Here is a 25289-nt window from a genome sequence, read left to right as displayed (position 1 = left end):
CACGCGATGCGTGGGCGGATCCCTTCGCTGCGCTCCAGGATCCGGTGGGGCCGGCCGCTGCGCGGCGCGGCGGGCGCGCGGTGCGCGCCGGGCGACTGATGGGGTATCAGGTGCGGCTAGTCGGGCCTTTCGTTGGGGAGTTGGGGAGTCCTGCGGACTCTGGGCGGGTCCGCTGCGCTCCCCCGCCTGACGGCCCTTCCGGCTGCGCCTCCAGAACCTTGGGGCTCGCTGGCGCGGGCGGGGCTGGCTACGGGGGTGGGGGTCGCTCGTTCGTGTCAGGTTCTAGTGTAGCGCGTGCATCAGGTTGATGCAGCATGTACCGTTGGCGGAAACACGGGACACCCCCCAACTAACTATTGCGGCTGCGTCTTTTGATAAGGCGTCAGCGGGTGAATTCCCTTCCATCAATCCACGCGAGGAATCACGAATTGGGAAGCTGCGGACCTCAGCCGAAGAACGGAACCCCGGATGGGGGAAAGTCGGAATTCCGGCGTGCGGAGGCACCGGAGCCGAACGGCCCCCGGGCCGGGCGGCGGAACCCGCCACAGACACCAGCCCCGCCTGCTGATGCTTGTCGTTCGTCACGGTCGGCACCACCCGAGACTCAGAGCCGCTGCTGCCCTCCACGGCCCGCACGGGCCCACGGAGCCGCGCGCGAAGCCGCCTCAGCCACGTCCGGGTCCGGCCGGCACCTGGTGACGGTGGGATGGATACGTCTAGAGCGATCTTGAATCGTCGCAGCTCAGCGGCCATGTGATGTATCGCTGAGGGCTAGTTGAGTATCAATCCGGACGCACCTTTCCCCTAGGGGGGAAATGATCATGTGGTGATTCCGGGCAGGTTCGGCGTGGCGGATTCCCCTCTAGGGGAAACGCCCGTTACGGTCAGGGCGCGTACATCGTTCCCCTCTGGGGGAAAGCCCGAGGTGAGGAGCGGTATGGGCCGGGCAAGGCCAGCAGCCAACACAAGTACCGGCGAGTACCTCCAGCTGGAGCTGCTCGACAAGGACGACAAGGCCTTCTCGTGGAGCGGCGGCGGCCGGCACGTGAACGCGAGCAAGAAGCTGGGCAAGGCGCTGTACGAGAAGGACAGCGGGTACACCAAGAACGACAAGCTGGTGTGGAGCTACTACCTGTTCCACTCGCCGCCCGGAGACGAGCCGCTGCGGGAGAGCTTCCGCGAGATCGGCATCAACCTGGAGTTGCGTCCCAACGCGGTGAGCACGTCAGTGGGTAACCTTCATCGAGGGGGCTACCTCCTGGAGGCGGAGACGGTGGGCCGGGTGAAGTTCTACAAGATGAACCCCCGGGCGGCGTACGACGGCACCTCGGGGCAGCAGCGCAACGCCACGAAGCACGCACGTCACCCGTCGACCACTTGCCCGCCGGCGAAGAAGAAGGAGGCGTCATGACCTCGCCTATGGCTGAGCCGTTCGCCCCGCGCTTCATGGAGGCCGCCGAGCTCAACGGCCTTCTTCTGCGGTCCCAGCTCAAGCAGGGCGCCGACCTCAAGGTCCTCATGTTCTACGCCACCGCCGTCCCGATCGGGGACCCGGTGCGCAGCACGGCCACGGACATCGGCAAGCTGGTTGGCCTGAGCACCACCAGCGCCTCCCGCAGCATCGGCCGGCTCGCCGAGAACGGCTGGCTCCAGCTCGCCTACACCGCCGTCGGCGTGAAGTTCTACCGACTCGGCACCAAGGCGACCGGCCTACCGTCGGCGCCCGGCCCCGCGGACGACACCGACGCCCCCCTGGCCACCGTCAGGCAGCTTCACGCCTCCTGACCCGGCCCCCAGACCCGGCGACACGGCGCCGCACCCCCTACGGTGCGGCGCCGTAGCTGTGTCCATGGCCTTCCCGCCGGGGCGCGTACATCGTTCCCACAGAAGGGAATCCGCTGGTAGACGTGCGCTTCTGGGCGATCCCGAGGCCTGCGGCACACGTGCTGACCTGCACCTCCCCGACAGCCTCGCCCGAACCGTGAACACCGTTCCCCTCCAAGGGAAAGTCGCTGCTGGTGGCCGACCGGCAGCACCAGCGGTAGCGCTGCACGCTCTGCACCCCGAAGTGCTGCAGAGCGCGTACAACGTTCCCCCAGAGGGGAAATCCGCAGGTCGTGAGCGTGCAGCGCGCGTGCAGCGTGTTGCAGCGGGCGGTCTGCTGCACGAGCAGTGAACGGCGTCTGCCGAGACCCGCGCGGGCCGGCTCCCGGCATCGGGAACGGCGCGGTCGCGAGTGCTGCAGTACGCGTACAACGTTCCCCTGGAGGGGAAAGCAGCAGGCGAGCGGGGTGCGGCCACGGTCGTCCTGTCGGTCCTCGCAGTCGCGTGGCGGGAGCGGATCACAGGTTTCTGCCCGCCAGGCGGGAGCGTCGGCGCTGTCCTGGGGCGTACGGGCCTGCGGGACGCCAGGGTCGGTGAGGCTGCTGGCACTGCCGACCCGTACCCCGTTGGAGGAGACCGTGCTGGACCCCGAGGTGGAGATGCTGATCGAGACGGACTCCGACGCGTACGCTGTGGAGGGCGTTGACCACGGTGGTGGCCACCCACCCGCTCGCACCCAGGCCGGTGCGCGAGGACACCGCGACGGTCTTCCTGTCCGTGCTGGACGCCGACGACCTCGGGCACCGCACCCGCGTCCCGCTCGCCGGGCGCCGGCTCTCCGAGGACCTGCTCATGCAGCTGCTCACCGCGGAGCTCCCCGCGCTCATCGAGGCGGAGCTCGCGGGGTACGGACCGGAGCCCAGCTACCTGACGGTGTCGATCGGCCGGGACGTCGGCACGCTGCCGTTGGACACCCGACTCGTGCGCGGGCTGACCGCCCTCGCCGAACTCACGACCGCGAACGAGTGTGGCCTGGACGGCGAGCGCGGCATCACCGGGCAGTGCCGGCACTGCCGCGGAACGGGCCGGGCCCGCACCATCTGGCCGCCCCACCCCGGCTCCCGCGCAGACGACCCGAACGCGTGAAACGGCCCGCTGCACGGACTGCCGACTGTGCAGCGAGAGCAGCAACCGGGAGCAGCGGGTGAACCGTTTCGGTGCAGCAGAGCAGCACGACCAGGTCCCGGTCGCGACGGTCGGCACTCCCGTTGCAGCGCGCGGGAGCGGGAACTCGCCGGGGCCCGTTGCTACCCGCTGCTGCCCGACCGAGGCCAGCCTGCTGCCCGTGCAGCACCCTTGGGCCGCACGGGTCGTGCGAATACTGCGCCACAGGCCCCGACCCCCGAGCAGCAGCCGACCTTGCACCCTTCACCACCAGGAGCAGCAGCCCGTTGCGCAACGCCGCTGCACCGTGCAGGCCGGGAAGGGTGCAAGGCCGCTGCACACGGCAACCGGCACCAACGGCGGACTTCACCAGGAGCACCAGCGCCCCTCGAGGACGGGGGCCATCGGCGACGAATCTTGCACCCCAATAGTGGTTAGTACAGATAGCGGTTCTGTGCGGGTTGTAGATCCTTCCCCCTGAGAGCAGAGCTCGGTCCGGGAGCAGCCGAGAGCACCAGCGCGACGGGACGACGACGGCAAGACGATCGTGAACCGCTCCGAGGGGATCAGAGGCACCGCGGGGCCCTCGAAGCGCTGTGCGGCGCTGTGAGCGCCTTTGAGGGTCTTGATCGTCGCTCGGGAGCCCGGAGGGCCTTAGAACGCCGCAGACGGCCGTACGGGGCCGGGAAGGATCATGTGCACGGGATGCTGGCAGGTCGTCGTCGCAGGTGTGGGCAGATCATCGGATCCCGTTCTGCGAGCTCCGCTCTCAGGGGGAAGGATCTACAACCTGCACCAGAAGCACTATCAGTACTAACCACTAATGGGGTGCAAGACCGCCGTCGTGCCGCAGGCGCATGGCGAGCGTCTCGCAGTACGTGAGGGATGTTGTCGCCACCCCGAGGTCGCCCCTGGCGGCGGCCTTCCGAGCCACGTCCGTCATCACCAGCATGTCCTGCAACGGGCTCTCCTCGCCGGCGGCCGAAGCCACTTCGACCCGGGCAACCAGCACGCGGTCGGCCTGGTCCAGGACCTCGGACCACACACCGCCGTACGCGGCCGGGTCGACGCCAGTCAGGGGCGTCAGCCACAGGTCGGCGTGCGACTGGAGGAGTTGTTCGCCGGAGCGGTAGTCGAGCACGGTGCCGCACGGCATCGTGCCGTTGTCGGCGTGGTCCGTGGCGCCGGGCCACCCGTCCAGGTCCACGACGTGCACGGGGCACAGGTACGCGAGCCAGGACGCGCCCGGCCCGGAGTCCTGCGCCGGGCCTTCGCGGAGCACGGTGGCCTTGAAGGGGCACTCCACCACCGTGCGCAGACCGCCGAGATCGCGGTGACCGGAGAGCTCCTGGACGATGGACGGCACTGCGGCTCCTTCGCTGCTCAGACTTCGATGTACGCGACGACCACGACGGTGCGAAGGGCACTCACCCAGTACAAGAGGCGTACGCGCTCGACTTCGTCGGCGTACTGGCGCAGCTGGGGGCCGGCGGCGTCGCCGGGGATCGGCTCGCCGACGTCCGGGTCGACGGAGACGACGACCAGGGCGCGGTCCAGGGCGTGGATCTCCGACTCGCTGCTGATGTTCTCCAGCTGCTTCGCGGCGGAGTCCGAGAAGACGATCCGGGCGCGGCGGGGGCCGTGCTGCGGGGCCATCAGGCGACGGCCGGGCGCTGCGAGGCGAGCCGAGCGAGGTGGGTCTCGCGCAGCTCCTCCCACGGCGTGCAGTCCTCCACCGAGGGCAGCCCGTTCTCCGCGATGTCCTCCAGGACGGCGGCGAACTGGTCGGCGTTCTCGCGGGTCCTGGCCGCGTACGCGCGGACCGCGTCGGCTGCCGCGGGCTCCAGCTGCGGCCGGGCGTGGTCGGCGGGGGCGGCCGGCTGTTCGCTCATCGAGGGCTCCAGAGGGCAGAACTGGCGTCTGCTCCCACGGTATCGGCCGCCCCGGGCCCTGGGGACCACTCCGGACGAACCGGCTCGCACGAGGGTGCAAGACCCAGGGACCCAGGTGGATCCAGCTCCCGGCACGTTCCGAGTCCACCTGGGAAAACACCGGACCCAGGACCCAGGGACCCAGGTTCCGGGCCGGGCGCTGGGGAGCTGGGGGCCAGCCGCGCGATGACACAGATCAGCTGAACAGTGACACAGATGACCATGCCCACCTGGGAAAACAGGGGGTCGATGACACAGATGACACAGATCGGCCGGACTGTTCAGGCAGGGAGGCCGGGCACGACCTGGCCGTTGGTGATGTGCGCGCGGGCGGTCAGCGCGTGCCCGTCGCACACGGCGTACCCGCCGCTGGCGCCGTCGACCTGGACGGTGTGGGTGGCCGGCTCCGGGCACGGAGCGTCCAGCCGGTCGTACTCCCACGAGTTGAAGCAGGCGACGTCCATGCACGAGGTGCGGTTCCCGCTCGCCTTCAGCGTGGCGCCGTGCTCGGGGCACACGCCCCACGGCACGACGCACTGCCCCGGGCGGTCGGCGGTGTCCTGGAGGGCCTGGGCGTAGAGCTCGCCTGTGGTGGCGGTGTTCGTGGTGGTCACCCGGGGATTCTCCCAGTGAGCCCGCCACCCGGGCAGGCGATCCGGGACGAACGCGCACCGTAGCCGCCCCGGAACCGCGTCACGTTGATCGGCCCGAGCCCCGAAATCGGCCCTTGAGCCCGTGTTTTCGGGCCGTACGGACAGCGTGACAGCGCGATGTGACACCCGATCGGGTGAACGTGACAACCCGAGCGTGACAGCGTGACAGTCACTTTCGGTGATCACATGAGGGTTCGGCTCCCCGCTGCGTCACAGGGTCACAGGTCACCTCGCAGGAACGCGCCTGCCTGGGAGAACAGGGTTCCGGGCTCACAGGTAAACAGGTTGAATAGGGCGTTTCCGGCGGCCGGTGCCCCGGGATGTCACAGGTTTCGCCCGGGGACCTGTGAGACCTGTGAGATTGCAGAGGGTGAGGTCACAGGAGAGTCGGCCGGGGGCAGCGGCACTGATCGCAGTCGGCGCAGCCGGCGCACTCCATACAGAAGGCCCGCGGCGTCGGGCCCGGGCAGTGGCAGACCGGGTTGTAGTCGGGATCGTCCTCGCCGGGGTGGCCCGTCTCGCCGAACGGGGGCTCGGTCCACGCGAGGACCTTCCCATCGGCGAGCAGTTCCTCGTAGTGGTGCCCGATGGCGCTGTGCTCCGTCCAGACCGCGACGACGGCGCCGTGCTCCTGGTGCCCGCTCATGACGCGCTCCCCGCGGAGCCGGCCGACTCGGTGGCGCGGGTGAGGAACGCGGCGAGGGAAGCCGCGGCTTCGGGTTCAGCGGTGGCGAGCCGGGCCGCGAACGCCAGCTGCCCGGTGTCCGCGGCCGGGACCAGGCGGGCGAGTTCGGCGAGCAGCGCAGCGTGGGCAAGGACCGACGGAGACAGGAGACCGGCGGCTGCTTCGCGGGCGGCCGGGTCACGGTAGTGCCCGAGGCGCGCGGCCAGGGCGTGGGCGAACCACGCGTCGACGTCCTGCTGCACATACGACCCGGCGCGGCGGGTGAGTTCGTCCCGGACAGCTTCGTCGCCCTCACGGGGCTCGGTCTGCTCCAGCGTGCCCAGCTCGCGCAGCGCCTGGAGCTCATCGGCCCGGGCGGCGATCCGCTGGGCTTCGCGCAGCTCGGCTTCCCGGACGGCGGCGGCCGCGGCGTCGGCGGCGAGCTCCTCCTGGACGACGACGTCGACGCCGGGGTCGTAGGCCGCGTCCGGGGCCGCGTCGGCGAGCAGCTGCCCGATGCGCTCCCACTCCGCAAGTTCCGCGCGACCGCGTTCGTCGTCGGCCAGGTGCTCGTGCCGCGAGTCCTGCCGCGCGTCGAAGCGGGCGTCATCGAGGGCCGACGCGACGTCGGCCGCCGACATCCCCGTCGCCCGGCGACGCACGACCCGCCGTCCGATGCGTGCGGGGTCGGCTGGCTCGCGGGGCGCCGCCACGCGAGCGGCGAGAGGCCGGCGGACACTGCGCCGGGTCCAGGGGGTGCTCATCAGGGCCTCGCATTCGGGGTGCGGAGTAAGGAGCGGGCCGCCGCCAGAGCGCTGTGCGGCGGCCCGTGAATAAGGTTTATAGCAGGCCCTGAATTCCGTGTGGTCAGAACTCGATCTCTATCGACCGGACGTGCGTGAAATCCGCTCGGAGCCCCTGGGCTCGGGAGCCCCATTCCGTGAAATAGGACTCGGTGATGGCCTCCGCGACGACCGGATGCAGGTCTTCCTCCGTCGCACCGGCTTCCTGCAGACGGAGGATCTCAGCGGCGTAGACGGGCGAGATCGACGTGCTGATGAACCGCTCGCGGCCGTCGTCCGAGCTCCCCGTGCACTCGAATCCGAAGTAGGCGTAGACCTCCACCTGCATACCGCCGGTCGTCGCCGCGCGCTCCCGCGCCTGTGCCCTGACCTGCGGTTGCCACTGGGATTCGGTCTCCTCCACCAGGGCCGCCTGGAGCCTCTTCTGAGGCTTCGTCTGCTGCCCGGCGCGGTAGCGCTGCACGGTACGGGGCGAGACGCCCAGCTGTTCGGCGAGGGCCTTCGTCGACCGCTTGGCCCGCGTGTAGAGGAATTCGATCTGAGCCTTCGCGGATTTCGGCGCGGGCCGGGTGAACACCTTGCGCTCCGCCCGCTTGAGGGCGTCCAGGAAGCTGTTGCGGCGCGGGGCCGGCTGCTGCTGCTCGTGATCGCTCATGTCTCCTAGGGATCACGGATCGCCTGTGGACAGATTCCGGGCACGGCGGCCCCAAGTCGTCTGCCAGCGCCGGGTGTTAGGAGGGCGCCGGGTGGGGGAGGTTTGCGGTGACAAGGGGAGGAACGCCGTGGGGAAGCGGAACGGGGCGCGCAAGGGCGCCCGGCGGTCGGGGAATCCGGCGCGCCGCGAGGAGGAGCGCTTGTTCTCGGGGAACGTGATGGGCGAGCGCATGTACGCCGCCACGTCCCCCAGGACCGGTGTCGCGGTGCAGCCAGGGGAGATCATCCCCGTGAGCGTCCCGGCGTTGCCGGACGGCGTGGTGGTCCGGGACGCGACGCCAGCCGACGCGTCCGCGTTGGAGCCCGTGATGCGGCTGGCCGACCCGGACAACCCCGATGGCTCCTGGCGGCAGCTTCCCACCGCGATCCGCCAGAGCCTCGACGCCGACAAGTACACCCGCGTCCGCGCGGTGCAGGAGGCCGAATCCGGCGCGCTGGTCGGCGGCACGATGGCGCTGCCGGCGGCGTGGGCGTTCACCCATCCCATGCTCTTGGGGTCACCCAACGCGCACATCATTGCTGGACTGGTCGCCACCCTGGACTCCCTCGCGGTGGTCGAAGCGTGGCGTGGCAAGGGCATCGCCCGCGCCCTGGTGGCCGACGTGGAGCGCGCGGCCGGCGCCCACGAGCAGGGGAAGTTCGGCGCGGCCATCCTGTACGTCACGCACGAGCCGGAGCTGACGGACTTCTACGCCGGGCTCGGCTTCACCCTCTCCCCCGACGGCATCGGCATCCCCACGCCGCTGGGGTTCATCTGCCACGGTCCGATCAAGGGCTTCTGCTTCTCGGTGAAGCCGCTGCGCACCGGCGTTCAGATGCAGGACCTGCCCACTCCCTACGGGCGGCAGCTGGTCATCCGTGGCATCCTGCCCGGCCCGGCGCACTGAGCCGGTGCCCGGGCACACCGACCCCCCGAGCGGATACGCAAGCGAGCCCGGACCAATCGGTCCGGGCTCGCGGGCTGTTCGGGCAACGGCTTCTAAAGATCGAACTCCAAGTGCTCGATGTCCGTGAGGCGCACCTCCTCCAGCTGGCCGGCGCGGCGGCCGTTGTCCTGGAAGTACACCTCCTTGAGCGCTTCGGCCGCGATCTCCTTCAGCTGCTGCTCGGTGGCGCCGGACTCCTGGGCGTCGAAGAGGCGCGCGGCGTAGCGGGGCGGCAGGGCGATGGTCAGGTGCCGGATGCGGTCCTGGTCCGTGGACCCGATCGGCGCGGTGTAGCCCATGCGTGCGCGGGTGTCGATGACGATGCCGCCGGTGGTCGCCGCCTTCTCGCGGGCCTTCGCCCGGATCTGCGGCTGCCACCGTGCCTTCACTTCGCGCTCCAGGCGGGCGGCGAGGTCGGCGCGCGGCTTCTTGATCTGGTCCTTCACGTACCGCTCCACGGTGCGCTGGGAGACCCGCAGCATCTGAGCGACCGCCTTGGTGCCCCCCAACTGCTTGACCAGGTAGCGCATCTGCGGGCCCGCGCTCTTGGGCGCCGGGCGGGTGAACGCCTTCTGCACCGCGGCGTCCAGGCCGTCCCCGAACAGGCTCATCTCCTACCTACTCCCCGTTGTCGACGTTGGTGACGGTGCCGTCCTTGATGTACCGGGCCAGGTTGAGTTCCGGCGCGTTGAACTGCTCGCGGACGCCTTCGCCCCACAGCAGCTCCTGGGTGCCCTCCCACTTCACCAGGCCGGGGTTGATGCCGAGCTTGAAGCCGCCCGGCAGCGGCTTGCCGTCCTTGTAGGGCAGGAAGTCCAGCGGTGATTCGCCGTCGACCGCGTACACGACGCAGTCGGAGAGGATCGCCACCGGGTACTGCCCGGTGAACGCCGCATGCCTGACGATCTTGCGGTGGAGGTTGATCCGGGTACGGGAGATGACCGCCGCCCGGATGTCCGGCCGCCACGTCGGCCGGGACAGCGCCCGCCACGGCTCGCCGGACTTCCAGCCCTCGCCCCGGGGCCGCTCGCGCAGCTTGCCCAGGCCGCCCTTCACGGTGCCCTTGACCGCGTCCACGACGATCGCCAGCTCCGGGTCGCGCTGGCGCCAGCCGGACATCGCCGTCAGGAAGTCGGCCGGGTCCGTGTCCGCATGGACGCCGAGGTCGGCCATGGTGGCGAGGAAGGCGTCACGCAGGCGGTTGTACCAGGAGTCCAGGTAGCGGCCGGAGTCGTAACGCACCCACGCCTCGATGGGCGTGACGTCGTAGCCGAGCTCCACCGCGTACGCCACGGTCGGCGTCGCGTACCAGGCCGGACCCGTCGGACGCTCGCCCGACGGCGTGAAGGGGCTCGGCAGCAGACTGCCGTCCAGGTCCACCCACTTGTCCTTGCCGACCTTCACCCTCGACAGGTCCACATGGCTGAGGTCCACCAGCCACGCACCGGGCAGCTTCGCATCGAACACCGGCGCCTTCACCTGCGTCGGCGCACCGAGACCGACGGTCAACCCGTTGGCTCCGGCGGCGAACGCCATGTTCACGTCGATGCCCACCAGATGCCGACGGGTGTATTCGACGTCGGTGAACGGCCGCGCCCAGTCGTACGCCTCCTCGAACAGCTTCTCCGCCGGGGTCCGCGTGTGGAAGCGCGGCAGATCCTTCAGGACCGGGTGACCGTCGGGGACCTCGCACGGCGGCCAGTCCATCGGGTCGATCGCGTCCTTCCCCAGCGAGCCGGGGTTGTGCTCGGAGTGCCGCTTGCCGTCGGCATCCGGCTCCGAGGCGCGGGTCGGCGGGTGGAAGCCGGTCATCAGCTCCAGGCTGGTGACGGCGGTCGAACCGCGCGGCGTCATCACCCGGGACGCGTACACACCCAGGAGCCGGGCGAGGTCCGCCGGCGCCAACTGCCCGGCGTGGCCCCAGCTGCGGGGATCGAGCGCGTTCCACGACGGGATGCACAGCTGCACGCAGGCCCGCTCCGAACCGGTGGCCGGGCGGTAGATCCGCGCCCACGGCCCGAACCCGCGCTTCGTCAGCTGCCACTCCGCACGGACCAGCTGCTTGATGACCTTGTGGCCCTCCGGGATCCGCCCGGCGTGCCGCTCTTCCTCGGAGAGGGCGACCGGCAGGCCGTAGCGCTCCAGCGCGGACTCGGTGAGGACGATCAGCGGGTCGGCGTCCTTGCCCGGGCCGGACAGCTTCGGCTGACCGAGCAGGGCCTCCTTCAGCGTCCAGTCGACCAGGGACGGGAGGGACTTGGCGGGCACGTCCAGGACCAGGCCGCCGACGCAGTACGCGAAGGCCTGCCCGTCGGCGTCGACGTCCACGACGGCGAGCGGACCGTTGGTGAAGCGCGGATCGGCACCGGCCGGGGTGTTCGCCGGGGCCGCCTTCCTCGAGGCCGGGCGACGCGACGTCGACGACGTCGGCCTGGCGGCGGGCGCCGGACGCGACGCGGCGGCCGGAGCGGTGGCCGGACGGGACGGAGTGTTCTGTTCAGTCGTCATGGCCGCAGCCTCGGGGGCTGGACCTGTGGACAGAGTCCGCGCTTCCGGCGCCGGGGCGGGAGCACTCGCGAACGTCGCGGGAACGGCCGTGTCCTGGGCGGGTGTTGGGGCGTTGGCATCAGCGGGGTAGAGCTCCGCGAGGTGCTTGAGCAGACGGGCGTATGCCTCACGCTCCTTGCCCCGCGGCTCGGTCGCCTTGGTGCTGGACTCCCAGCCGCTGACGGTCGCCCGGCGCACCTCCAGTGCGGTCGCGACCTCATCCAGGGTCAGGCCGTGCGCGGTACGCAGCCGCTTGCGCTCCGCCGGTGGCGGCAGCGGGGACCGGGACGCAACCAGTGCGTCGACTCGGTCGAACAACTCGGACATGGAACACCTCCTGTCTCTCAAGTATAGCGTGAACCGTACGGATCGCGTACCAAATGCGTACGGATCGCGAACATAGCCTATTTGATCATGCCGCTACGGGGGCAACCGCCCCCGGCAGGTCAGGCCCGTACGAGACGGCCGGCTGCGGCGACGAATGCGTTGTGCGCGGCCCGGGCGAGGTCGCCCCGCTGGTCGCGGTCGGCCCGGTCGGGGGCCTCGTGCAGGGTGAAGGTGACGTCGACGACGCGGGCGGCGAGCTCCAGGACGTGCGGGTCGTCGGTCATCAGCTGGAGCTCGGTCAGGGCCTCGCCCACGGCGGTGCGCGCTTCCAGCGCGGCCTGTTTCGCCGCCGCCTGCTCCGCCTCGGACGCGTCGGCCTCCCGCAATACGGAGCGATCACCCTGCAGACGGCGCATCGCGGCGAGCCGGGCGAGGAAGCGGACGAACACCTGACGCAGTTCCGCGCGCTGCTGCGCCTGCTGGGCAACCCCGTCACGGCGGGCGGCGGACCGCTCCTGCAGACGGAAACCCAGCACGGTCGCCAGTAGTGCGATCACGGCGGCGACGGCGGAAGAGGCGAGTTCCATGGTCATGTCTCCCTGGTCCGGGGCGAGTTGGTCGGTCGAACGGCGAACCCCCGGCGCGCGGCCGGGGGTTCGCCGTTCGGGGCTACCAGGAGCTCGGGGCGTACTTCTCGATCAGGTCCGTCAGCCACTCGGGCGTGGCCTCCAGGTCGAAGGGGTTCGTGCTGCGCAGCGTGATGCTGGCCGCGTCCATGTCGACGACCTTGTTCGGCAGGACGCGGTAGCCGGAGACGGCGGCCTCCCAGGTGTGCTCCGAGGCGCCGGCCTCCAGGCGGTACGTGATCCACACGCTGTACGGGGCGATCGTCGTGAAGTGGTCGCTCAGGTGCGGCCGGTCGGCGAGGTGCAGGATCTCGGTGCGCTGCTGGGCGAGCCGCTCGGCAGGCGGGGCCTCGGACCGGACCCGGGCCGCGGTGGTCACGCGGGTGGCGAGTTCGCAGAAGAACCTGTCCTGCGCGCGGCCGGTCTTCACGCCGGCCGCCACCAGGTCGCCCAGGAACTGGCAGAACGCCCAGGGAGTGAGGTTCTGCACGTACTCCAGGGCCGCGCCGGTGGCCTTCTCCAGGTAGATGAACCGGTGCCACGCGCAGGCGGCGCTGTAGCCGGCCGCGACAGCGTCGTCGCTCTCCAGCGGAACCTGGCCCTGGACGCGCTCGCGGGCACGGCGGATGAGCTGGTCGGCACGACGGTGCTGGTCACGGCCCTGGTGGAAGCGGGGCATGTCGGGGGTCACCCCGAGCAGATCCCGCAGCAGGTTCGCGAAGGCCTCAGCGGTCTCCCGGTCGGCGGTGCGGGCCGCCTCGTTGGCGCGGTGGGTGATGGTGGGCTGTGTCATGAATCCTCCCTGATCCTGGGTGGTTAACCACCTTCAATGTGACACACCCTTGACGGGTGGTCAACCACCCGGGGAAGATTCCCTCATGGCCAATCAGCACAAGGAGAAACTGCGCGGCGTACGCGGCGTCGACGACCAGCTGTGGAAGGACTTCGAGACCGCCACCGCGCGCAAGAGCACCGACCGCTCCGCCGAACTGCGCCGCTACATCGAGTGGTACGTCGGCCGACCTGACACCGACTTTCCCGAACGCCCCGAGCTGGCTGCGGCGCCGCCCACCGACGTCGACCAGCTCACGGAGGACAGGTAGTCATGGCTGAGCAAGACGAGAACGACTGGCTGCCTCCGGACGCCACACCGGTGCTGCCTCCGAACGCGCCCCCGGGCACGGTGCGGGTGGCCACCGGCTCCATGGCCCGGTTCGTGAACGCCGAGGAGGCGCGGGACTTCGGCATCTCCACCGAGCGGCACTGCCTGGTGGTTGAGCAGGTCTTCTACGACGCCGAGGACGACGTCCTGCAGCACACGGTGACCGTCAACTACAGCGGCCACCCGCACGAGATCCGGTACCAGCCCAGGCCCGAGGACGTCGCTCAGCGCGAGTAGCCGATCCCGTCCCGCTGCCTTCGGTCAGCTGGTGACGTGCACGGTGACGTACAGGTCCCCGGGCGCCCCTCCGTGCTGTCCCGGGGCGCCCAGTTCCCTGAGCCGGACCTTCTGCCCGTCCTTGACGCCAGCGGGGATACGGACCTTGAGGGTGCGCTGATCGCGGACGATCCGGCCCTCCCCCTTGCACGCGGTACAGGCCAGCACCCTCGTCTCGTCCCCTCGGGGGGCGCAGGCGAGGCAGGTCTCGCGGGCGGTCAGGCGCAGCGGGATGACCGCACCGGCGGTGGCTTCGTCCGGGTGGAGGTGGACCTCGGACGTGATGTCGGCTCCGCGGCTGGACGGAGGCGCGCTGATGGGCCGGGTGTCACCGAAGTAGCTGTCGTTGATCTCTTCGAGGAGGTCATAGACCTCATCCGCGCTGTCCGGCCGCTGGGCGGGGTTCTTGGCCAGGAGGCGGCTGACCAGCCGTTCCAGTTCCACAGGGGCGTCCGGGCGCAGGGTGCGCAGCAGGGCGGGCGGCTCTTTGAGGTGCTGGTTGATCAGCTGCCAGGACGTGCCGGTGAAAGGCCGGCGGCCGGTGACCGCCTCGAAGAGCACGCATCCGAGTGAGTACAGGTCGGAGCGGTGGTCGAAGGAGCCGGACAGCGCCTCGGGCGCCATGTAGGCGGGGGTGCCGATCAGGACGCCGGTGGTGGTGATGTCGTGCCGTGCGTCGTTGCTCCCCTTGGTGATGCCGAAGTCCACGACCGTTGCCTCGCCGTCGTCCCGGACCATGATGTTGGACGGCTTGATGTCCCGGTGGGTGAGGCCCGCCTCGTGCGCGGCGTCCAGGGCGTCGGCGACACACGACGCCGCGTACAGGGCCGTCGGCAGGGGCAGTTGGCCGGCCTCGAGGACGGCGCTGAGGGACTTGCCGGGGAGCAGCTGCATCACCAGGTACGCGTACGGCCGTCCGTGGCGTACGGCGGAGCCGAAGTCGTGCACGGTGACGATGTGCGGATGGGACAGGCCGCCGGCGACCGCGGCCTCGCGGGCGAACCGGGCCACCTGCCGGTCGTGGTCCGTGCTGCCGTCGCTGGTGAGGACCTTGACCGCCACCAGGCGGTCGACCCTCGGGTCGTGTGCTCGCCAGACCTGCCCGAACCCGCCCGCGCCGACTGGCTCGATCAGCCGGTAGCGGCCGTCCAGCACGGTCCCTGCTTGCACGGCTCCCCCTTCTCGGTGCGCAACGCGACGCACGGTGTACCAGTCGTGTACCCGTAACGCTACGCCGGGACAACCACCAGTAACAGGGGGTTCTGATCTACGAGTTGGGCTCAGGCCGTGGTCCGCAGCGAAGCCGACTCCGGGGCGTCGGCCGACGTCCCGGACTTCCGGGCCGCGCGCTCTTGCCGGGCCCGGCGCAGGGCGGCGGCCTCGGTCGCTGCGGCCTGGCGGCGGCGCTGGGCACGGGCCATCTCGATCGTGGCTGGCGCGTCGTCCGGCGGCTCGGGGAAGGCACGCTGGCTGAGCGCACGCATCGCGCGGGTCTGCCGGGCGACTGCCTCCGCGATGCCCGGGTCGATGCGGCTGGGGGGCGCGGCGGTCTGGTGGGCGGCGAGGGCCTGGTGGTAGCCCGCGGATGCCGTCTCCCGGGTCTTCACCGGCGCCTCGGACGTCGCCGCTGCCGCCGGGGCGGGCTGCGCCGTACGGGGTGCGGGGGCGGCGCCGGAGGGCAGGACGCGGATGGTGTGCACGGCGTCGGTGCCGACCGCGTTGTTCGCCGTGGCGATGATCCGGGCGGTGATGAGCCGGAGCTGGGTGGCGTAGGCGGGCGAGTCGGGGCGCAGGTCCAGCTGCCGGGCCGCCGGGTTGTAGGCGACGGCACTGACGTGGCTGGGCAGCTTCGGGGAGATGGCGGCCGCGATGTCGGGCCAGCGGTCCATGACGGTGCCGCCCGCGGCCGGAACCTCCCAGGCCCGGTCGGCCATCAAGCCCTGGAGAACCGCTGCGAACCCGCTCGGCTCCCGGCCGTCGCGCCGTACGGCTGTCTGCTGGCGGCGGCGCGGGGCGCGGGCCTCGCTGTCGCCGCGCTTCTTGGCGGCCTCCCTGGCCTGGCGCAGGGCGACCCGGGCGAGGTCGACGCCGGACACCTCCGGCGTGTTGGTGCTGGTCTGCTCGGTGGGGTTGATCGTCTCGGTCATGTGGGCCTCCTACCGGTGTCGGATGGTTGTCAGCGAGCTGTTGGCGAGGCGTTCGATCCGGCGGGCGGTGCGCATCAGTTCCTCGCCGAAGATCCGCAGCGCCGTCTCCTTGTCGAAGCCGTCGATCAGCGTCGTCTCGCCCTGCATCAGCTCGCCCTCGGCTGTGGCGATCAGCGCGGCGAGCTCTTCGCCGCCAAGCTCCAGTCCCGCGTCCTGGCCGTCGACGGCGTGGTCCTGGTCCTGGTGGCGGCCGCCGTGCTCCATTTCCCTGACCTGGGCGATAGCGGCCTCGACCTCGAGCTGGACGGAGCGGCTGACCGGGGCCCGCCAGTCGCCGTCGTACCGCTCGGTGCGGGCGCGGACCTGCCGGATGCGGTCACGCCGGGCGGCCTCCTGGGCGCCGCGCCACTGCTCGATGGCGTCGGCACGCTTGGCGGGGGTGTCCAGGACCGTCACCGCGTTGGCGAGCAGCACGGCGAGCAGGCCGGAGCCCCGACGGACGTGGGCCGCCTCGCCGCGGAAGTGCAGCCAGGCCTTCACGTCGGTCACGGTCCATCCGGCATCAGCGACGCTGCGGGCTACCCAGGCGATCCGGGGCACCGAGCAGCCGCGCAGCCAGTCCAGCTCCTGGGTGAGCTCGCGGGCCAGCTGGTAGCGGCGGCCGACTGTGTTCAGCTTCCGGCGACCGCCGGCCTTGGACTTCTTCGGGGTGGGGGACTTGCTGACCCCGCTTGCGAGCTTGCTCTCAGGGGGGAGAGAAGTAGTACCGGCAGTCGAAAGCGCTGAGGTACCGACCTGCATTGGGGTGCAACGGACCTCATCCGAAACAGCCGTCACAACCCCCTGGTCAGCACCCTTCCGGGCACCCCTCGCAGGGGCCTTCGACGACGTCTTCGAGCGCGGCTTGCGGACCTTCCGGGCGGCCTTCTTCGCCAGCTTGGCCATCAGCTCCCGGCCGGCCTCCGCGATCCCGGTCACCGCACGCGTGTACGCGGGCGCCTTCTCATCCCGCAGCACCGTGCGGATCCCCAGCGCGGCGTCGAACTCGGTCGGGATCATCCGCGCGAACTCGCTCGCCTGCGCCGTCTCGCCGGACACCCGGGTCCCGCGCACGATGTACGCGAGCAGCCCAGCCTCCCGCAGCATCCCCAGGTGGTACTCCACCGACCGCTCGGACAGGCCGGTGCGGCGCACCAGGTACTCGATGCCCGGACGGCACGGGAACAGCTGCGCGAGCTCCTGGGCGACGCGCACGGTCGTCGGCCCGAATGAGCGCGGCCCGTGCGACCGGTACCGCCGCGGCCGGTACAGCCCGGACCCGGCGACCCAGTGGACCGCCTGCATCCACGAGTAGCCGTCCAGCGCGATCCGGCCCGTCGACGTCGACAGCCACTGCGACGCCTCCGGCACGTACAACGCGGGCAACACGGAGACCGCGACGTCGTCGACCGACGAACGCGCAGTGGGAATCGTCGCGGCGGCCGGTGCCGCCACGGCGCTCATCGGGCACCCCGAAGGGACGTCAGGACATGATCCATCCGGCGACCATGGACCAGGTCACCTGTGGATAGATTCCGGCGAGCAGCAGCAGGCCTGTGGATGACGGTTCCGGATGCGGGCGCGACGGGAGCCGGGACAGAGAGGTGCACACCTTCTACGGGTGTCGAAATCGAGTTCCGTGTGACACCGGACGTGCGTGAGATCGCAAAGCTGCCCCGAAGAGCGGGATGTACCGGGCGAATCGGGCTGTGAGATTGAGCCAGACCGGACGCCACGGGCGCGCAAAAACGCATGAAACAGGCATAAGCGGGCTGGCGAAAGCCCGCGCGGTCGTGCAGAATGACGACGTCCTCCTTCTAGGAAGGTGGGCATGACGAAGCCCCCCTCGTGGTGCTTTGTGGTTCGGCTAGAACCAGAGATCGAACTGTTCGGCCGGGTGCGAACCGGACGGACAATCCCTTCGGAGGGCGTGCGAAACCTTCCGGAGACAGATGGGGCGTCAGCCGGGGTGATTGCGAGTCACCTGGGTAGCTGAGCGTCCCGGCGGCGAAGCCGCCCCAGACCTAGGTCATCTCAACCCCCTCTGCGGAGGGCTGGTCGGGGTGCGCGGGAACGCGAGAAAACCCCGCTGACGTGCATCGCGAGTGATCGCGGATGCGGCGGGGATCTTGTGTGCGGGCGAAGGCCCACGGGTACAGTGGTGCCATGAACACCGAGGACCTCCAATCAGGTTCTCTACACCCCCGGTGCTTGCCAAAGCGCCGGGGTTTTCCATATTCAGATAGATCTTGATCGCAGCCACCTTACCCCGTTGATCACGCTTCGCGTAGAGGGGGGCGTGGGCGAGTCGGCGAGGCGTGTGTGAGAGGGGCATCTCGCGGTGCTGGAACGTGGGCTGACGGTGGCTCAGGGCAAGATGAGCGGCATGCCTGACTCCCCTGTGGACATCCTTCCGGCCACATACGCGACGGCCGCGCAGCAGCGCGCGTACGTCGCCGCCATGGAGAAGGTCCGCGCAGCCCGGAAGCCCGGCGATCCCGTTCGCGTCTACGTCTGCGCCTCGCCGCACATCGCGCGACGCCCGCAGTGGGACGAACGGCTCGCGAAGATCCGCCACAGGCTCCCCGGTGTGGAGCTGCTGCAGTTCGACGACGTCTTCACCCCGGAGAACTACGCGCAGAAGTGGAAGGAGCTGGCGCCGACCTTCGACGGCCTGGTCGTCGTCGGCCCCACCAAGCGCGGCGCGAACGGCCACGTCTACCTTCTGGGTGAAGTCGCCCGCCTCGAGGTCATCGACATCGTCAAGACCGGCAAGCCGGTCCTTCTGCACGCCCGTCGATACGGCCTCATCCCGTTCGTCGACTGCAAGATCCACCGTGTCGGCACGCCCGAGCGACTCCGTACGAAGGTCACTGCCCCGGCCGGCTGGGACCCGAAGGACTACGAGCCGACCCTCCAGGCCGCCCTCCGTGCACTGCGGCCACGCCGCACCGACGCGGAGAAGACGTACGACGACGCTCCCCGGCATCTGGCCCATCCGTTCGCCGCACCTCCCCGATGACGTCTTCGGCCCGTTGTCGTCTACGAACGCGCAGGTCGCGCTCGTGGTGCCCATGATCCGAACAGACTTTTCCGGATTCGCCAAGAGGGTTATGCCGGATTCGCCGGATCTCCCGTCCAGCGGGCAACTTTCCCAGTTGGCCGCCCGCCTGACGGGAAGCAGAGGACCAGAACAGCATTCACGATCAACGCCCGATGCACCAGGAAGAGGGGCTTCCGGTAGGAACGTACAAGCGCTCTGGCCGATCCCGCCTGGAGGCCGCAGAGCCGATACGTCGGACCGTCGGCTTGATGTCACTGGCCACCCCGAAGCTCGCGAAGGTGAGCGACGAAAGCCTGCGCCTCGGAGGCGTGCGCGTAGCGGGACTGGAGAGCCTGCCCGAGATCGGCGGCCACCATCGCGAGCGACGGCAAGGACTTCCGGTCGCCGGCGAGTGCCTTCTCCCCGTACGCGAGCGCTGTGTCGAGATCGCCCTCACGGGCCGCGACGACACCGAGGGTCACTCGCGCCTCCGCGTTCCGCATGGGTGAGCGTTCCGTACCGTCGAAGTCCGTCCCGGCCCGGATCACCTCGTTGGCCAGCTGCTCCGCGAGCCGGTTCTCGCCCGACTTCCTCAGCGCGTCCATGCGGTAGAAGTCGTACTTGCCCGGGTCGACGACGAAGTGGTTCTCGATGTTCTCCGGGTACGGGAGACGCTCCAGGAGCTGCCGCCCCTGATCGAGCGCGACCTCCGTCTGAGATCGGTCCCCCAGCCGCGCCCATGCCTTGGCCTTCTGTGCATACAGCTGCGCGGCGACGCTCTCGTTCGGCGCGACTGAGATGCCGGCGTCCGCGGCGGCGATGACACCGCGGTAGTCGCCCCGCGTCAGCGCGAACCAGGCACGCATCTCGTGCGCCCAGCCCTGCACGCTCAGCTCCCCCGACTCCTGACCGAGCATCAGCGCGGCCTGACGGGTGGCTTCGGCATCGCGCGGCCGGCCGGAGTCGTACTCGACACAGCCGACCAGGAGCGAGAGCTTCCCAGCAAGGGCAATGATCTCGCGGTGCTGCGCCAGGCTCACCCGCTGGTGCTGGAGGCCAACGACCCGCGCCAGCCAGGCCTTTCCTTCCAGGAGCAACTGGTCGGCCGGCATGTACGCGTACTCGCAGCACAGCCGATCGGCCGTGATCCTTAGCGCGTCCAACGTCGCCACGTCCACATCGGACGCACGCAGCCGGGCGATGATGTCCACGGTGTCCATACCGCTGACCTGCAAGATCTCAGATCGCCCATCACGGCGGCTCTTCTCGGGGAAGAACGCGCCCGTGGTCGTGCCGAAGGTCTGAGCGATCACCGACCGATACTTCGACGGCTGAGCCTCGCCGGCCTCCCACCGCTTCCACTGGCGCAACAGGTCCTGCTCGCTCACGGCCTGGTCCTCGGGGAGGCGGGCCATCATGGCGCGCACCGCGTCGGGCTGCGACCACTCCCGCGCAAGCCGCTCCTCAACCATCCGACGTGCCCAGTCCGGACGCTCGTCAGCAGTCATCGCCGATCCCCTTCCCCGTACGGTCCTGCGGCGCAGCCTGTGCCCCGACAGGGTGATGCTCACGGAGCGGAAGCCGGCCCTTCTGCGGCCGAGCATGGCACGGCCCCTTGATCGCGCGGAGGTGACAAGTGGGGGTGACATTCCGAATGTCACCCCCTGATGTCACTTTCCGTAGCGACATCAACCGAGCACGGTCATGGTCAAGAAGTGCTCGGTGATGCACGTGGGAGGTAGAGGTCAATGGAGGCCGCCATCAGTGGACGGACGCGTACGGCGAAGTTCGGCCAGCAGGCTCTCGGGATGGCCGTCGTAGACGATGTGCGGTTCGTCGGCGGTCGGCGGGTGGAATCGGCCTGCGAACCTCAGCAGGTCTTCCTCGCTGAATTCGATCGCATTTGGGTCGACCAGCGATTGGGTGTTGCGCTCCCGGATCCTCTCCCAGCGCACCTCGTGGGGCACGGGCAGGTAGACGAGAACGGGTACGCCGCCAGCTTCCATGGCGGTCGCCGCCCATTGGGCGCGTTCCTCCGGAGTCCAGAATCCGTGGTCGACCACGGTGTCGCGGCCGGATTGCAGCGACTCCTGGAGTTCCAGGGCAATGTCTTTGAGGACGGGCGCCTCCCGGACGCGGAACTCGCCGCGCGGGAAGTCCCTTCCGTAGTGGCCATAGCGGCGGAACATCTCCTCATCCGGGCAGAGACGCCGGAAGCCAGCCTGCTCCAGAGTCAGAGCGAGGGCCGTCTTGCCAGCGCCAGGCATCGCCGACATGAGGATGGCGCGAGGCGCGGGCCCCGGACGACCGGCCAGGGCTGCAGAGATGCGGCGGATCTCGAATCGTCCTTCCAAGGTCAGAATGTCGGACGCCTCGGCTCGCAGGAGGCTACCGAGGCGGGTCTCAAGGCAGTGGACGACGTCGTCGTCCAGGAGAACGGTGTCGCGGCTGGTCACCGCTCCTCCTCCGAGGTGAAGCGGCGTGTACGGCCCGGAGCACCCAAGTCGACCCCGAACTCCAGCACCTCGCCGTCGGCGTCCAAGAATCTCGCGGTCAGCACCAGGATCGCCGCGACCGTACCGGTCTCCAGCTCCAGGAGCTCGAGGTCCTGCGCGGTGGCGATGCGAGCGCCTTCCTCATGCATACGCCGCGCCACCTGCCGTCCGGTGGCCCGGGCAATCAGGTCCAGCGACAGCCCGCCCTTGAGGCGCACACTCTCCGCCAACTCGGGCAACACCTGCGCGAATTCGGCCGGGATCCAGGAGGTCGAATGAGCGACGATGCCATGCGCATCCCGGTAGACACGGCTTCGGCGGATCACGTCGTCACCAGGAGCGATGCCCAGCACGCTTGCGATGTCGTCGGGAGCGGCGACTATGCCGGCTGTGTGCCCGCTCGACTTCTCGCCGGTGCCCCACGTCGACTGCGTCTTGGTGCTGCGGTCGTGGCGGTCGGAGCCGGTGGAGAGCGAAACGGGGAGTCCCAGAACCTCGGTGCCAACTCCCTTGATGCCCCGAACGAGTTGCTCATCACGCAGCAGTTTCATCGCCCGGTCGGCCGTGGCCGTGCTGACACCCCACTCGGCTGCCAGGGCACTGATGCTCGGCAGCAGGACGCCCCGCGCGAGCTCCCCGGAGCTGATGAGGTCGCGGTAGTGACTCGCGATGCGCGTATACGGCGGCCGGTTGTCGGCTCGCGGTGGCTCGGGCATTTCGCCTCCTTCGGTCGCTTCTTGGCCTGAGGGTACCTCACCATACTGCTTGACACCTGAGGATACCTCAGGCAACCTGAGGTAAGTAAGACGCGGTGATCCTCTGGGAGCACCGCAAAAGCAAGACCGCAGTAGTCGTCCGCCCCTCGGGGCGGCCGGAGTAGTCCTCAGCTCGCTGAGGGCGCGAGAGCACCATCGAACTCCTCCGGAGCCTGACGGCCGCGACGACTGTGTGCACGTCGCAGCGCTGTGCGCTGTCTGTCCTACGGGACGCCGGCCTCGTGCCGTGCGGCCCGGAGGGCAGAGAGAGCATCGCGACGCGCTCCCTGCCACTCCGTCCATAAGGAGTCCAGATGTCAGCTTCGACCCTTGAGCGCACCGCCCGCCCCCGCCGGAGCCGGACCCGCTCCCGCACCGTCAACGCCCGCCCGGCGCTCGTCATCTCCACCCTCAAGCCTCACCAGGTCGATCTGCGTCCGGCCTGCGCGTCGCTGATCTGCCCCGACTGCAAGACGTGGGTGCCGATCAGCGGCCTCCAGACCAAGAGGCCCAAGGTGGTGCCGCACGACACGGGCCTGGCGGGCAAGGACGCGGCCGTCCGCTGCCGCCTGGGCAGCAACCGCCTGGTCACCGTCGACATGACGGTCAAGAAGTGGCAGGAGCGCCTGGAGGACGGCAACTCGGAGACCGTTCACCGCCGCAAGACCACCGTGCTGCGGAAGCCGAAGGTCGCGCTGGCCCCGGCCGTCAGCCAGATCGCCGCGCAGAAGCAGACGGCGCCGACGGATGACGAGCCCGGTGACGGTCGGGCGCTGTGGCTGCTGCGGGAGATGAAGTGGGCGTCGACGGAGACGGCGGTACGCGACGCCGACACCCGGCGCGCGCAGCTGCCCGCCGGTGACGCCCCGCTGGGCAGCCCGCTGGTCCCGCTGACCACGCTTCACCCCAAGCGCCCCGCGCGCTGAACCGCCACGCACGAACGACCACGGCCCCGGCCATCCCGTACGCGGGAAGGCCGGGGCCGTGGCTGCTCGTACGGACCAGCCGAGTCGAACAGCAACATGAAGGGGACAGCCGCATGAAGCTGCCGTTTGTACGACGCACAACCGCCGACGCGTTACGCGACAAGCTCACCCGTGCCGAGGAGGAAGTCGTCGCCCAGGCCGCGAGCGTTGAGGCGAAGGACGGCGAGGTACAGCGCCTGACCGGCGAACTGAATGTCGCTCGTCTCGCCCGGAAGGCGGCGCAGGAGGCGTACAAGGTCGCAGACTCCCGGGCGACGCGTGCCGAGGAGCGGGTTGCCGAGCTGGAGGCCCGCCCTCGGATGGTCCAGGAGCAGCCGGATGCGGGTGAGGCCGGTAAGGCCGGGCCTGGGCCGGAGGACAGGGCCTACGCCTTCACCGTTCTCAACCGCGCGCTTCCGCAGTTCGCCGACATCGTCACGCAGAACGGCGGTGCCCTCCCGGACGAAAACTACGAGGCGCTGTCGATCTACGTGAACGGTGCCTCGATGTACTACGGCCTCAGCGACGCAGAGGTTGAGGAGGTCGGAGTCCGGCACGGCATTCCCGCGCCGATCCTCCAGAAGGCGAAGGGCTTCGTGTCCCGCGCTCTTCCGGCCGGCGCCGTCTGACCAGCGTCGCACGATCGACCACGGCCCCGGCCGACCCGATTACCTCGGGTCGGCCGGGGCCGTGGCTGCTCGTACGGCAGCCAGAACGGCGACAGCCCCAGGGACTAGGGATCCCGGGGGCTGTCCAGGACCTGTCTGGAGGACCTGATGCAGAACAGCATGGCACGCTCCGCGCTGAAGCCGCGGGCCGGGATCATCGACGACATCGAGGAAGAGGACGAAGCCGAGGGCTACGAGCCCGAGGACGCCGTCCGCGTCGACGTCGTCCTGGTGCTCCTGCCCAACACCGCCCCGGCGCTTGCCGGTTGGGAGGTGGCGGCGTGATCACCAGCCTGACTGACGCGGAGCGCGCGGAGCTCTCGCGGAAGAACGCGGAGCAGAACAAGCGGTCGGAGGACAACCGCCGATGACCGCCCGTCAGACGGATGACCTGTACGTCCGCTACATGAAGGCGTTCCAGGACTCCACCGAGCACACCACCAACTGCGAGGCCTGCCAGGACGGTCAGGAGTGCGTGGGCGGGGCGCCGATCCACGAGCGCTTCGCCCGGCTCCAGGACGCCTACCAGGCCCGGCAGAAGCAGCAGCGCCGCTGACCTCCGGCATTGCCCGTCGTCTCCGCCCTCACCGGGCGGGGCCGGCGGAGAGCGTCGGGATGTCACCCCGCTCTGGCCGTCCGGCCGTCGCTAGAACGCACACAGCCCCAGGGTGGCCGCCCTGGGGCTGTCTCGTACACAACAACGGACCTTCTGGGAGGCCCTGATGAACCGCTCTTCCATCGTACGCACCGCCCAGTCCCCCTCCGCCGACCTGCCGGTCAACAGCAACTGGCGGGCCCGGGGCGCTTGCGCCCAGGAGGACCCCGAGCTGTTCTTCCCCATCGGCAACACCGGCCCGGCGCTGCTCCAGATTGATGAGGCCAAGGCGGTCTGCCGCAGGTGCCCCGTGTTGGAGACGTGCGCCGCCTGGACGCTGGAGACCGGCCAGACGCACGGCGTGTCGGGCGGCATGAGCGAGAACGAGCGCCGCCGCATCAAGCGCCGTGAGGCCCGCGACCGCCAGCGCGCCCGCAACGCCTCCGCCTGATCCGTTCTGGCGGCTGCCTGATCCGCCCGTCCCGGCCGCCGCACCACGGCGGCCGGGACGGGCGGTGACGGGGAGCCGGACAGCCCGGACCGACAGCCCAGGGAGGCCCTGATGGGCACGACGACCACCCAGCTCGACACCGCGACGACCGCCACCGGCACCACCCGGCTGCCGGACTCGCTGTGCACGCACACCCCGAAGTGCCCGTCGGCCGACAGCCCGGCGGCGGAGGCCGCCCGCGTCGTGGCCGGCCACCCGGAGCAGGGCTGGAGCCTGCTGTGCAACGACGTCGTGGTTTTCGACGACACCGGCGAGCTGCTCCCCGACGGCCGGGTCATCGACCCGCACCGTCCCCTCGCGATCACGGCCTGACGACTGCCTGATCCGCTCGCACCGACCGCCGCACCACGGCGGGCCGGGTCGGGCGGTGACGGGGAGTCGGACAGTCCCTTTCGCTCCCGCCCGGCGGGAGCCACGGACAGTTTCGATCCCGCCCCCCAGCACTCCCCCGGAC

The 25289-nt window shown here is 70.1% G+C and carries 30 protein-coding genes; 13 read left to right on the top strand and 17 right to left on the bottom strand.

Features of this window, described 5'->3' with window-relative positions; all coding sequences use genetic code 11:
* Window positions 1–937: 937 nt before the first annotated feature.
* The 3 genes from C4B68_RS40960 (at window position 938) to C4B68_RS40950 (ending at window position 2970) form a co-directional block, all read left to right on the top strand.
* Window positions 938–1411 carry a transcriptional regulator gene (locus tag C4B68_RS40960; protein ID WP_099505573.1) on the top strand — a complete coding sequence of 158 codons (474 nt, stop codon included), beginning with the start codon at window positions 938–940 and terminating at the stop codon, window positions 1409–1411.
* Window positions 1408–1785 carry a hypothetical protein gene (locus C4B68_RS40955; RefSeq protein WP_143674462.1) on the top strand — a complete coding sequence of 126 codons (378 nt, stop codon included), beginning with the start codon at window positions 1408–1410 and terminating at the stop codon, window positions 1783–1785. Before C4B68_RS40960 ends, C4B68_RS40955 begins: the two co-directional genes overlap by 4 nt.
* 741 nt (window positions 1786–2526) lie before the next feature.
* A complete protein-coding gene (locus C4B68_RS40950; RefSeq protein ID WP_099505575.1) occupies window positions 2527–2970 on the top strand; it encodes a hypothetical protein in 444 nt (147 codons plus the stop codon).
* An 838-nt stretch (window positions 2971–3808) separates the two neighbouring features.
* On the opposite strand, the gene C4B68_RS40945 is transcribed toward C4B68_RS40950, so the two are convergent.
* From C4B68_RS40945 to tpg (C4B68_RS40915), 7 genes are all read right to left on the bottom strand, one after another.
* On the bottom strand, window positions 3809–4354 hold the full coding sequence (locus tag C4B68_RS40945) for a hypothetical protein (protein WP_099505576.1): 546 nt from the start codon (window positions 4352–4354) through the stop codon (window positions 3809–3811).
* Window positions 4355–4371: 17 nt separating this feature from the next.
* A complete protein-coding gene (locus C4B68_RS40940) occupies window positions 4372–4644 on the bottom strand; it encodes a hypothetical protein (RefSeq protein ID WP_099505577.1) in 273 nt (90 codons plus the stop codon).
* Complete coding sequence (locus C4B68_RS40935) at window positions 4644–4880, bottom strand: hypothetical protein (RefSeq protein ID WP_099505578.1); 237 nt, start codon at window positions 4878–4880, stop codon at window positions 4644–4646. Before C4B68_RS40935 ends, C4B68_RS40940 begins: the two co-directional genes overlap by 1 nt.
* A gap of 320 nt (window positions 4881–5200) precedes the next feature.
* A complete protein-coding gene (locus tag C4B68_RS40930) occupies window positions 5201–5533 on the bottom strand; it encodes a hypothetical protein (protein ID WP_099505579.1) in 333 nt (110 codons plus the stop codon).
* A 415-nt stretch (window positions 5534–5948) separates the two neighbouring features.
* On the bottom strand, window positions 5949–6218 hold the full coding sequence (locus C4B68_RS40925; RefSeq protein ID WP_099505580.1) for a hypothetical protein: 270 nt from the start codon (window positions 6216–6218) through the stop codon (window positions 5949–5951).
* Window positions 6215–7000 carry a hypothetical protein gene (locus tag C4B68_RS40920; RefSeq protein WP_180289369.1) on the bottom strand — a complete coding sequence of 262 codons (786 nt, stop codon included), beginning with the start codon at window positions 6998–7000 and terminating at the stop codon, window positions 6215–6217. The genes C4B68_RS40925 and C4B68_RS40920 overlap by 4 nt, the downstream gene beginning before the upstream one ends.
* Window positions 7001–7103: 103 nt before the next feature.
* A complete protein-coding gene (tpg, locus tag C4B68_RS40915) occupies window positions 7104–7694 on the bottom strand; it encodes a telomere-protecting terminal protein Tpg (RefSeq protein WP_099505582.1) in 591 nt (196 codons plus the stop codon).
* Between the two features lie 127 nt (window positions 7695–7821).
* Between tpg (C4B68_RS40915) and C4B68_RS40910 the strand changes: the two genes are divergently transcribed.
* Complete coding sequence (locus C4B68_RS40910) at window positions 7822–8640, top strand: GNAT family N-acetyltransferase (RefSeq protein ID WP_167459360.1); 819 nt, start codon at window positions 7822–7824, stop codon at window positions 8638–8640.
* Between the two features lie 92 nt (window positions 8641–8732).
* On the opposite strand, the gene tpg (C4B68_RS40905) is transcribed toward C4B68_RS40910, so the two are convergent.
* From tpg (C4B68_RS40905) to C4B68_RS40890, 4 genes are all read right to left on the bottom strand, one after another.
* On the bottom strand, window positions 8733–9290 hold the full coding sequence (gene tpg / locus C4B68_RS40905) for a telomere-protecting terminal protein Tpg (protein ID WP_099505584.1): 558 nt from the start codon (window positions 9288–9290) through the stop codon (window positions 8733–8735).
* 7 nt (window positions 9291–9297) lie between these two features.
* Entirely contained in the window at window positions 9298–11553 is a 2256-nt protein-coding gene (gene tap / locus C4B68_RS40900) for a telomere-associated protein Tap (protein WP_099505585.1), read from the bottom strand.
* Window positions 11554–11672: 119 nt separating this feature from the next.
* The gene (locus tag C4B68_RS40895; RefSeq protein WP_143674464.1) at window positions 11673–12140 is read right to left on the bottom strand and encodes a hypothetical protein; all 468 of its coding nucleotides are present in this window, start codon (window positions 12138–12140) and stop codon (window positions 11673–11675) included.
* 82 nt (window positions 12141–12222) lie between these two features.
* Window positions 12223–12972, bottom strand: a complete 750-nt coding sequence (locus C4B68_RS40890) for a hypothetical protein (RefSeq protein WP_099505587.1) — start codon at window positions 12970–12972, stop codon at window positions 12223–12225.
* Between the two features lie 85 nt (window positions 12973–13057).
* Here C4B68_RS40890 and C4B68_RS40885 point away from each other — a divergent pair, with 85 nt between their 5' ends.
* Complete coding sequence (locus C4B68_RS40885) at window positions 13058–13282, top strand: hypothetical protein (RefSeq protein ID WP_099505588.1); 225 nt, start codon at window positions 13058–13060, stop codon at window positions 13280–13282.
* A gap of 2 nt (window positions 13283–13284) precedes the next feature.
* Entirely contained in the window at window positions 13285–13578 is a 294-nt protein-coding gene (locus C4B68_RS40880; RefSeq protein ID WP_099505589.1) for a GntR family transcriptional regulator, read from the top strand.
* Window positions 13579–13602: 24 nt separating this feature from the next.
* Here the strand turns inward: C4B68_RS40880 and C4B68_RS40875 are convergent, their stop codons facing one another.
* From C4B68_RS40875 to C4B68_RS40865, 3 genes are all read right to left on the bottom strand, one after another.
* Window positions 13603–14787: a protein kinase domain-containing protein gene (locus C4B68_RS40875; protein WP_099505590.1), complete on the bottom strand. Its 1185-nt coding sequence runs from the start codon at window positions 14785–14787 to the stop codon at window positions 13603–13605.
* A gap of 110 nt (window positions 14788–14897) precedes the next feature.
* Window positions 14898–15764: a DciA family protein gene (locus C4B68_RS40870; RefSeq protein WP_104880085.1), complete on the bottom strand. Its 867-nt coding sequence runs from the start codon at window positions 15762–15764 to the stop codon at window positions 14898–14900.
* 9 nt (window positions 15765–15773) lie between these two features.
* The gene (locus tag C4B68_RS40865; RefSeq protein WP_104880084.1) at window positions 15774–17267 is read right to left on the bottom strand and encodes a helix-turn-helix domain-containing protein; all 1494 of its coding nucleotides are present in this window, start codon (window positions 17265–17267) and stop codon (window positions 15774–15776) included.
* Between the two features lie 922 nt (window positions 17268–18189).
* Here C4B68_RS40865 and C4B68_RS40860 point away from each other — a divergent pair.
* The gene (locus C4B68_RS40860; RefSeq protein ID WP_143674465.1) at window positions 18190–18825 is read left to right on the top strand and encodes a hypothetical protein; all 636 of its coding nucleotides are present in this window, start codon (window positions 18190–18192) and stop codon (window positions 18823–18825) included.
* 293 nt (window positions 18826–19118) lie between these two features.
* Here the strand turns inward: C4B68_RS40860 and C4B68_RS40855 are convergent, their stop codons facing one another.
* The 3 genes from C4B68_RS40855 to C4B68_RS40845 form a co-directional block, all read right to left on the bottom strand.
* A complete protein-coding gene (locus tag C4B68_RS40855) occupies window positions 19119–20354 on the bottom strand; it encodes an NsdA family TPR-like regulatory protein (protein WP_099505592.1) in 1236 nt (411 codons plus the stop codon).
* Window positions 20355–20591: 237 nt separating this feature from the next.
* A complete protein-coding gene (locus C4B68_RS40850) occupies window positions 20592–21302 on the bottom strand; it encodes a P-loop nucleotide/nucleoside kinase family protein (protein ID WP_099505593.1) in 711 nt (236 codons plus the stop codon).
* On the bottom strand, window positions 21299–22057 hold the full coding sequence (locus C4B68_RS40845) for a GntR family transcriptional regulator (RefSeq protein ID WP_099505594.1): 759 nt from the start codon (window positions 22055–22057) through the stop codon (window positions 21299–21301). The genes C4B68_RS40850 and C4B68_RS40845 overlap by 4 nt, the downstream gene beginning before the upstream one ends.
* A gap of 353 nt (window positions 22058–22410) precedes the next feature.
* Here C4B68_RS40845 and C4B68_RS40835 point away from each other — a divergent pair, with 353 nt between their 5' ends.
* The 6 genes from C4B68_RS40835 to C4B68_RS40815 all read left to right on the top strand — a co-directional run bounded on the left by C4B68_RS40835 (window position 22411) and on the right by C4B68_RS40815 (window position 25147).
* Window positions 22411–23022 (top strand): hypothetical protein, encoded by a 612-nt coding sequence (locus C4B68_RS40835; protein WP_099505595.1) that lies wholly within the window; start codon window positions 22411–22413, stop codon window positions 23020–23022.
* Window positions 23023–23135: 113 nt separating this feature from the next.
* Window positions 23136–23690 carry a hypothetical protein gene (locus C4B68_RS40830; RefSeq protein WP_099505596.1) on the top strand — a complete coding sequence of 185 codons (555 nt, stop codon included), beginning with the start codon at window positions 23136–23138 and terminating at the stop codon, window positions 23688–23690.
* A 147-nt stretch (window positions 23691–23837) separates the two neighbouring features.
* Window positions 23838–24014: a hypothetical protein gene (locus C4B68_RS42320; protein WP_167459359.1), complete on the top strand. Its 177-nt coding sequence runs from the start codon at window positions 23838–23840 to the stop codon at window positions 24012–24014.
* An 82-nt stretch (window positions 24015–24096) separates the two neighbouring features.
* Window positions 24097–24285 carry a hypothetical protein gene (locus tag C4B68_RS40825; RefSeq protein WP_099505597.1) on the top strand — a complete coding sequence of 63 codons (189 nt, stop codon included), beginning with the start codon at window positions 24097–24099 and terminating at the stop codon, window positions 24283–24285.
* A gap of 166 nt (window positions 24286–24451) precedes the next feature.
* Entirely contained in the window at window positions 24452–24775 is a 324-nt protein-coding gene (locus tag C4B68_RS40820; protein ID WP_099505598.1) for a WhiB family transcriptional regulator, read from the top strand.
* A gap of 180 nt (window positions 24776–24955) precedes the next feature.
* A complete protein-coding gene (locus tag C4B68_RS40815; protein ID WP_276311627.1) occupies window positions 24956–25147 on the top strand; it encodes a DUF5999 family protein in 192 nt (63 codons plus the stop codon).
* Window positions 25148–25289 lie beyond the last annotated feature (142 nt).

The sequence above is a fragment of the Streptomyces dengpaensis genome, from assembly GCF_002946835.1.
GTDB lineage: Bacteria > Actinomycetota > Actinomycetes > Streptomycetales > Streptomycetaceae > Streptomyces > Streptomyces dengpaensis.
Note: the sequence above shows the minus strand (reverse complement) of the source record. Positions and strands in the feature narration are given on the sequence as shown.